Source organism: Virgibacillus sp., from assembly GCF_013393565.1.
Lineage (GTDB): Bacteria > Bacillota > Bacilli > Bacillales > Amphibacillaceae > Virgibacillus > Virgibacillus dokdonensis.
In genome coordinates this window covers 1-9,275 of sequence record NZ_JABXHF010000106.1, presented here as the reverse complement: position 1 = coordinate 9,275, position 9,275 = coordinate 1, and the positions used below count along the sequence as shown (strand labels likewise).

The 9,275-nt window shown below is 36.5% G+C and carries 8 protein-coding genes and 1 pseudogene; all 9 read left to right on the top strand.

Annotated features, from left to right (window positions below; genetic code table 11):
- On the top strand, window positions 1-92 hold a 92-nt coding region (locus HLX49_RS16460; protein WP_296362419.1), incomplete at its 5' end, for an IS3 family transposase.
- Between the two features lie 672 nt (window positions 93-764).
- Complete coding sequence (locus HLX49_RS16455; protein ID WP_073004946.1) at window positions 765-1,556, top strand: YmfK family protein; 792 nt, start codon at window positions 765-767, stop codon at window positions 1,554-1,556.
- A gap of 5 nt (window positions 1,557-1,561) precedes the next feature.
- Complete coding sequence (locus tag HLX49_RS16450) at window positions 1,562-2,485, top strand: helix-turn-helix domain-containing protein (protein ID WP_296363249.1); 924 nt, start codon at window positions 1,562-1,564, stop codon at window positions 2,483-2,485.
- A gap of 148 nt (window positions 2,486-2,633) precedes the next feature.
- Entirely contained in the window at window positions 2,634-3,212 is a 579-nt protein-coding gene (gene pgsA, locus HLX49_RS16445; protein WP_296363246.1) for a CDP-diacylglycerol--glycerol-3-phosphate 3-phosphatidyltransferase, read from the top strand.
- Window positions 3,209-4,456: a competence/damage-inducible protein A gene (locus HLX49_RS16440; protein WP_077703927.1), complete on the top strand. Its 1,248-nt coding sequence runs from the start codon at window positions 3,209-3,211 to the stop codon at window positions 4,454-4,456. The genes pgsA and HLX49_RS16440 overlap by 4 nt, the downstream gene beginning before the upstream one ends.
- A 170-nt stretch (window positions 4,457-4,626) precedes the next feature.
- A pseudogene (recA, locus tag HLX49_RS16435) lies at window positions 4,627-5,667 on the top strand (recombinase RecA).
- A 410-nt stretch (window positions 5,668-6,077) separates the two neighbouring features.
- The gene (gene rny / locus HLX49_RS16430; RefSeq protein ID WP_077703921.1) at window positions 6,078-7,640 is read left to right on the top strand and encodes a ribonuclease Y; all 1,563 of its coding nucleotides are present in this window, start codon (window positions 6,078-6,080) and stop codon (window positions 7,638-7,640) included.
- An 89-nt stretch (window positions 7,641-7,729) separates the two neighbouring features.
- Window positions 7,730-8,524 (top strand): TIGR00282 family metallophosphoesterase, encoded by a 795-nt coding sequence (locus HLX49_RS16425; protein WP_077703918.1) that lies wholly within the window; start codon window positions 7,730-7,732, stop codon window positions 8,522-8,524.
- Window positions 8,525-8,756: 232 nt separating this feature from the next.
- A complete protein-coding gene (locus HLX49_RS16420; protein ID WP_073004934.1) occupies window positions 8,757-9,017 on the top strand; it encodes a stage V sporulation protein S in 261 nt (86 codons plus the stop codon).
- Window positions 9,018-9,275: the final 258 nt, after the last annotated feature.

The window sequence follows — 9,275 nt, the reverse complement described above, 5'->3', positions numbered from 1 at the left end:
ATATAGAATACTATAACAACAAACGAATCAAGGCAAAACTAAAAGGCCTGAGCCCGGTACAATACCGAATTCAGACTTTAATAGCTGCTTAGTAAAATTATCTGTCTAACTTTATGGGGTCACTTCAACACACTGGTGGTTTTGATTGGAAAAACAGGTGTATGATACTTATTTATTCTACGAACGCAGGATGCACATAGAACATTTTCTGTTTATCCCGGGGGATCTATGAAGGTGTAAACTGGAAAGTCTAAGTGGAGATGACAGCACCTAAATCCTTTTTTTCGTAAGATATCTTTAGATCATACCTTTTTGGGCTAATAAACAATCGGTTGGAGTGAAAGACCCCTACTGAATTGAAGAATCATTTTATAAAAAATTATTTTGTCAATAACCAATGGTTCTGTTAAGATAAATATGATATAGTTTACCTCTAACCTTTTCACTTGCGAAAAAATGCTTTATGATATACTTATATAAACTGTAATTGTTAATAATTTAAAACGCATTAAAGTTTATTGTATGTGGTTTAAGTACAGGTGAAAGGCTATCTAAGTGTTTTTATACTCGGAGTTTGTTAATTAAAACTAAGGGTTGGTAATTATTCAGTAGCTAATTAAATATATTTATTGTACATAGCTTAGTTTTATTTTCTAATAGCTATTTTAATTTTATAGTATAAGAGCTTCTGCCATTAATACTTCGAAATTAATCAAGTTTTTCTATAAATAGTTGAAAACCTCATTATTATAAAGGAGCATTATATGACGAGAACAGAGTGGTATCTTGAATACGAAATTCAAATTAACCGACCAGGCTTGCTTGGTGATATATCGTCTTTACTTGGGATGCTAAGAATTAATATTATTATGATTAATGGGGTCGAGGACGCAAAGCGTGGTATGTTACTTTTATCTAAATATGACGAAAATATAACACGACTCAAGTCAATTTTACAAACGATGGAAACCATTAAAGTAACCAAGTTAAGACAGCCAAAACTTAGAGATAAAATGGCTGTGCGCCATGGTAGATACATATATCGCGATGTAGATGATCATAAAACAATTCGTTTCATTCGCGATGACTTAGGCTTGCTTGTTGATTTTATGGCAGAATTGTATAAAAAAGATGGCCATAAATTAATAGGGATCCGTGGTATGCCAAGAGTAGGGAAAACAGAATCGGTAGTAGCTGCAAGTGTGTGTGCAAACAAACGTTGGTTATTTGTTTCCAGTACCTTATTAAGGCAAACAGTGCGGAGCAAGCTTATTGAAGGTGAGTACAATCCCGATAATGTTTATATTATTGATGGCATTGTATCCACTCGGCGTGCAAACGAGCAGCATTGGCAGTTGATTAGAGAAGTAATGCAGCTACCTGCTGTCAAAGTAGTAGAGCATCCAGATGCGTTTGTACAAATGACAGAATATAAAATAGAGGATTTTGATTACATTATTGAACTAAGAAGTCATGAAGAAGAAGAAATTACATATGAGCCTGTTGAATCAAGACAGTTCAGTCAAGAAAATGAATTTTCAATGTTTGATTTCTAAAATGGATGGTGTTGGAAATGCAAATCGGAGCAAGACTAAAAGAAGCAAGGGAAGCTCAGAATCTTTCTTTGGAAGAGCTACAAGAAATTACAAAAATTCAAAAGCGGTATTTACTAGCAATTGAAGAAGGGAACTTGCAAATTCTTCCGGGTAAATTTTATGCTAGAGCTTTTATGAAAGAATATGCAAATGCTGTTGGGTTGGACCCAAATGAACTGATGGAAGAATATAAAGAAGAAGTGCCGAAAACAGAGGAGCCTACAGAAGAACAATACTCACGTATACAACGCTCGCGTAAAAGTCAAGAAAAAAGTACATCTAATTTTTCCTTATTTCCTACAGTAATTGTTGGCTTACTTATTATTGGTATTATTGCGGTCGCTATTTTCTTTATTGCCCAAAACATGTCGGGAACAGAAAGTAAAGATCCTGTAAATCAGGATGATGGAAAAGGCAATGATATTGTGATTAAAGACGATAGTGATGGCGGTGAAGCTAATCAAAATACTGCAGATGAAGATCAAGATAATGAAGAACAAGATGGTAACGATGAAGATACGGAAGAAACAAATGAAAAAGCAAAAGAGCCTGAATTTACTGTTATAGAAGAAGGAACAGGTAATACACCAGAATCAACAGTTGCATTCTCTTATACAGGTGATGAAGTAAAAGCTACATTAGAAGCTTCAGACGATACTTGGCTTGGTGTGAAGGCTGATGAAGAAGATGTCCTCTTTGAGGAAAATATGTTTAATGCCGAGCAGTCACCACTTGAATTAGACCTTACTGGTAAAGAACGCGTATTCTTTAAAATTGGCAATGCATCTGTGCTAACCATAACAATAAATGGTAAAGAAATGGAGTATCCTGTTGATCCAAGTAACGTAAGACAAAATATTTGGGTGGAACTAAAACAAGAAGCTGAATAAATATCATCGACCCTTCCTTTCAACTTTTTGGGAAGGGTCAATCATTTTATACTAAACTATATTTTTTTAGGGTTGACAATAAGAAAAATGACGGCTTTTTTCGTCATAAAGATTTGGCGGAGCCAAGTTTTTCGAAGGAGGAATAGTAATGAACTTACCAAATAAGCTAACATTATCACGTATTTTTTTAATTCCTATTTTCATCATTCTTATGAGTGTTCCATTTCCATGGGGAAGCTGGCAAATAGGAGAAACAGCATTGCCAATATCTCATTTCATTTCTGCTTTATTGTTTATAATTGCAGCTGGAACGGATTGGGTGGATGGCTATTACGCAAGAAAATATAACCTTGTTACAAATTTAGGGAAGTTTCTTGATCCACTAGCAGACAAACTACTTGTTTCCGCTGCTTTCATTATTTTAGTAGAAATGGGAGTTGCCCCAGCATGGCTCGTTATTCTTATTATTAGTCGTGAGTTTGCAGTTACAGGACTTCGTCTTGTTGCTTCTGGGGAAGGTATAGTACTAGCAGCTGGTAATATGGGGAAAATAAAAACAGCAACGCAAATGGTCGCTATTGCTGTTTTGTTATTACATAATTTCCCGTTTTCATATATAGGCTTTCCTTTTGGGGAAATCATGCTATATATTAGTTTATTCTTTACAATATTATCTGGCATAGACTACTTTATTAAAAATTGGCATGTGATGAGGGATTCGAAATGAAAGAGGAATTACAAGCTGAAATAATTGCTGTTGGAACTGAACTTTTACTCGGGCAAATTGCAAACACAAACGCTCAATGGCTCTCTCTGCAGTTAGCTAACCAAGGTGTTAACACGTACCACCATATAGTTGTTGGAGACAACTTACAGCGTGTGCGTGAAACATTTCAAATAGCTCATAAACGTTCAGATATTGTTATTGTTACTGGTGGTCTGGGGCCAACAGAAGACGATTTAACAAGGGAAGCATTTCAGCAATTGAGTACTATACCTCTAGTAGAGCATGGACCATCCATGTGCAAAATACGAGCATATTTTGAAAAGCATCAGACAGTGATGACGCCAAATAATTCAAAACAAGCGAGAGTATTTGAAGGGGCAACAGTTTGGATGAATCCTGTAGGAATGGCTCCTGGGATGAAGCTAACATATGATGGTTGCACATGGTTTTTTCTCCCGGGTGTTCCAAAAGAAATGAAAGCTCTAGTAAGAGAATACATGATTCCATCCATACAAAAACTTCTGGGTAAAAAAGAGATCATTAAATCTGTTTTACTGAAATTTACTGGAATTGGTGAATCGAAGCTTGAACATGAACTACAGGATATTATTCACGAACAAACAAATCCTACAATTGCTCCTCTTGCTCAAGAAGAAGGTATTGTCATTCGATTAACAGCAAAAAGTGATTCGCTTCAAAAGGCAGATCAGCTGTTGCAAGAAACGAAAGCGAAAATCTTTTTACGCGTAGGGCAATATGCGTATGGTGAAGATCACGAAACATTAGAAGGGAAAGTTGTAGATTTGTTATTAGCGAAGCAATATACGCTTGCAGCTGCAGAAAGTTTGACTGGTGGAGCGTTTGCAGAAAAAATCACGACTGTCTCTGGTTCATCAAATGTTTTTCAAGGTGGCATGGTTACTTATACAATAATAGCAAAACAGAATACGTTAAATGTACCAGGAGAGATTTTAGAAACAAATGGAGCAGTCAGCGAAGATTGTGCTGAAGCGATGGCAAAGCAAGCAGCTACTAAATTTTCATCTACTATAGGAATATCTTTTACTGGTGTGGCTGGTCCTACTAAGATGGAAGGAAAGCAAGTTGGTACAGTCTATATTTCTATTTATAACGACAATGGTACATTTGTTACTAAGAAGTTCTTATTCCCAGGAGATAGGAATGCTATTCGAAGAAGAACAGTTCTTAAAGGTCTTGAGCTACTATATCAAATACTAAAATAACATTTTGCTGTAGAGTGGTTTGTTTTGTTTTTATAATTTCATAAAAGCCTATAATTTAATTTTGTAGTTGTTTTTCACTTTAATGATGAGAACGTTTATTCGTCTTTTTGCTTGGCAATTAAGCGAAAAGCATGTATGATGTTAGTAGATGATTAAAGGAGGGCGACGTTTTGAGTGATAAGAAACAAGCTTTAGATGCAGCGTTAAAACAAATAGAGAAGCAGTTTGGAAAAGGTTCCATTATGAAATTAGGGGAGCAAGCTGAACAAAGAATTGCAACGATACCTAGTGGTTCCTTAGCTTTAGATGTAGCACTTGGAATTGGTGGGTACCCAAGAGGGCGGGTTGTTGAAATATATGGACCAGAATCTTCTGGTAAAACGACCGTAGCTTTACACGCTATAGCAGAAGCGCAGCAACAGGGGGGGCAAGCAGCATTTATAGATGCAGAGCATGCACTTGATCCAACATATGCTCGTGCTTTAGGCGTGAATATTGAAGAGCTATTACTCTCGCAACCAGATACAGGAGAACAAGCGCTTGAGATAGCAGAAGCATTAGTAAGAAGTGGAGCTGTTGATATTATTTATGTTGATTCCTAAGCTTCACTCGTTCAGACAGCGGACATCTAAGATGAAATGGGGAATTGGCACTTTGGTCTTCAAGCTCGTTTGATGTCCCAAGCATTAAGAAAACTATCTGGTGCTATTAACAAATCGAAGACTACGGCTATTTTTATTAATCAAATTCGCGAAAAAGTGGGCGTTATGTTTGGTAATCCGGAAACGACTCCTGGAGGTCGTGCGCTGAAGTTTTACTCATCTGTACGTCTGGAAGTTCGCCGTGCTGAATCGTTGAAGCAAGGAAATGATATGGTAGGAAACAAGGCAAGAATTAAAGTTGTAAAAAACAAAGTTGCACCACCATTTAAACAAGCAGAAGTAGATATAATGTATGGAGAAGGTATTTCTAAAGAGGGTGAAATACTAGACATTGGTTCTAGCTTAGATATTGTTCAAAAAAGTGGTGCTTGGTACTCTTATAATGAAGAGAGGCTTGGTCAAGGACGTGAAAATGCCAAGCAGTTTTTGAAAGAGAACACAGATATGCAGGCGGAAATTCACGCATTAATTAGGCAGCATTATAATTTGGATGATCAACCAGAGGAAGAAGAAACAAAAGAATTTAATCAAGAAAGTTTAGATGTGTAATCTACTAACCACCTATTGCTAAATGCAAGAGGTGGTTTTAATTTTTTTATTTTCCTATGAAAGGAGGGTAGCATAAACACAAAGAGAACATTTTAATGCTACGACAAAGGTTCTATTTAACCAATTCTCAAACGCCTTGACATTATTTAGAACATCTATTACATAGAGATATGTACACGTCCTCAAGACAATAATAATCGCAATAGCTAGTTGGATGTTTTATAGCATTATTTACCAACATATTGTATGAAGTTGTGACGTTTCCTTGACATTCTCTCCATACACAATTAAAATTAAATTTGTATAAATTTATCATCTATATGATATATTATATGGTTATTTAACGCATTGAAACTTTTACATGCCGACAATAATTGATGTACAACTTTATAGCAAGAGGAGGTGAAATCATGGACAGTCTAATGCTCATCTCCATTTTGCTTGTAATCCTAATCGTCGGTATTGTTGTTGGTTATCTGATTCGTAAGTCTATTGCTGAAGCAAAAATTTCGAGTGCCGAAACGCTAGCTAAACAAATCGTTGATGAAGCACATCGGAATGCAGAAGCTTCAAAGAAAGAAGCCCTTCTTGAAGCGAAGGATGAAAATCATAAACTTCGGCAGCAAACAGAAGATGAACTTCGAGAGAGACGAAACGAAGTACAAAAACAAGAAAATCGTCTGATGCATAAAGAAGAAAATTTGGACAAGAAAAGTGAATCGTTAGATCAGCGAGAACTTAATTTAGAAAAAAGAGAACAGTCGTTAGCAGACAAACAACAACAAATTGAAGAAATGGAAAGCAAAGTGGAAGCTATGATACAAGAGCAGCAAACTGAGCTTGAACGCATTTCAGGGTATACAACAGACCAGGCTAGACAAATTATTTTAGAGCGTGTAGAACAAGAAGTTGCTCATGAATCTGCTCTAATTATTAAAGAGGCAGAAAATCGTGCGAAAGAAGAAGCAGATAAAAAAGCTAAAAGCATCCTATCGTTAGCTCTGCAGCGTTGTGCTGCTGACCACGTTGCTGAAACGACAGTATCCGTTGTCAACCTTCCTAATGACGAGATGAAAGGGCGCATCATTGGACGAGAAGGAAGAAATATAAGAACATTAGAAACGTTAACAGGAATTGACTTGATTATTGATGATACTCCAGAAGCAGTTATACTATCAGGATTTGACCCTATACGAAGAGAAACAGCTCGTTTGGCCTTAGAAAAACTCGTTCAGGACGGACGTATCCACCCAGCTCGCATTGAAGAGATGGTGGATAAAGCAAGGCGTGATGTGGATAATCATATTCGAGAAATTGGTGAAGAGACAACGTTTGAAGTGGGAGTGCACGGCTTACATCCAGACTTAATTAAAATTCTTGGGCGTTTGAAATATCGGACAAGCTATGGACAAAATGTGTTAAAACATTCCACGGAAGTAGCTTATCTAGCTGGTTTGCTTGCTGCTGAACTTGGTGAAGATGAAATGTTGGCAAGAAGAGCTGGACTGCTTCATGATATAGGGAAAGCCATTGATCATGAGGTAGAAGGAAGTCACGTGGAAATTGGTAAAGAACTTGCTTTGAAGTACAAAGAGCATGAAGTTGTTATCAATTCTATTGCTTCACACCATGGCGATGAAGAACCTACTTCCATTATTTCAGTGCTTGTAGCTGCTGCTGACGCATTATCTGCGGCTAGACCTGGAGCAAGAAGCGAGACGTTGGAAAATTATATTAAACGTTTAGAAAAACTGGAAGAAATTTCGGAGTCGTTTGTTGGTGTAGAAAAATCATTTGCCATTCAAGCTGGAAGAGAGATTCGAATTATGGTAAAACCAGATGAAATTGACGACGTAGAATCCGTTCGAATTGCAAGAGATATTCGTAAGAAAATTGAAGGCGAACTGGACTACCCTGGACACATTAAAGTTACAGTAATTAGAGAAACTCGAGCAGTGGAATATGCTAAATAAAAAGTGGTCTTCGGACTGCTTTTTATTTTTGACATTCATTAATGGATATGAAAAACTAATGATATGAAAATAGATAGGATGAGACAAGCATGAAAATATTATTTATTGGCGATGTTGTTGGTTCTCCTGGCAGAGACATGGTCCAATATTATTTGCCAAGATTGAAAGAAAAGTATCGACCTAGCCTTACGATAGTTAATGGTGAAAATGCTGCTGCAGGTAAAGGGATTACAGAAAAAATTTATAAGCAGCTACTAGGATGGGGCGCGCAAGTAGTTACAATGGGAAATCATACATGGGATAAAAAGGAAATCTATGATTTCATTGATAACGCAAACAAAATGATTCGACCAGCAAATTTTCCAACTAATAATCCAGGTAAAGGGATCGTATATGTAAATATTAATGGCATTGAAGTTGCTGTAATTAGTTTGCAAGGAAGAACTTTTTTGCCACCAATACGTGACCCTTTTTCCATAGCAGATGGATTAATAAAAGAAGCAAAACAACGTACAAACATTATATTTGTTGACTTTCATGGAGAAGCAACAAGTGAGAAACAAGCATTTGGATGGTATGTGGATGGACGAGTGAGCGCTGTTGTTGGCACACATACGCATACACAAACGGCCGATGAGCGTATTTTACCAAATGGTACAGCGTATCTGTCAGATGTTGGCATGACAGGGCCTTACGATGGTATTTTGGGAATGGAAAGAGAAGCTGTTATTCAACGCTTTTTAACATCTATGCCAGTTCGTTTTGAAGTACCAAAACAGGGCAGAGCGCAATTAAATGGCTGTGTTGTAACTATTGATACGAAAACAGGAAAAGCCCATAAAATCGAGCGTATTCTAATCAATGAAGATCATCCATTTATGTAAGGTTAGTATGTCGCATTTTTTATAAATAAAACGGATTGAAATAGGGCATAAGAGTATTGGTTTATTTCTATTCACGCTAGAATTATGAGGATAAACTGTAATTGAAGAAATGTTAAAGATAGATTATTTGAATGTTAAGAATTATTAATGCATAATAAGGGTAATAAGCTAACATCTCCAAGAATATAGTATAAGTAGAACTAGAATAGTTTAAATGAAGGAGGTACTAGTGGTGGAAGTATTAAAAGTGTCAGCAAAATCAAATCCAAATTCAGTAGCAGGTGCACTTGCGAATGTGTTAAGAGAACGTGGCTCAGCGGAGATTCAGGCTATTGGAGCTGGTGCATTAAACCAGGCTGTTAAGGCGGTAGCGATTGCTAGAGGATTTGTTGCACCAAGTGGGGTTGATCTTATTTGTATTCCGGCTTTTACAGATATTTTAATTGATGAAGAAGAGCGTACAGCAATTAAATTAATTGTAGAGCCCAGATAATTTTTTATATGAGATATGTTTAATTAAGTGTTGCGTACTTACGCAACACTATTTTTATTACAAAAATTCGTAGCCATTCAGAAAATGCGGCTCTATACTAAATGTTGGGGTTTCCACACAATTTGCGCATAAAAATATACACGCAAACATCCAATTCTTTTATACTTGAATTGACTAGAAACAAGAAAAGATTGGAGTTGCGTGCAAATGAATTTTACCATAAAAATGCCTGGTCTTGAAGATGTATGGATTACAAAA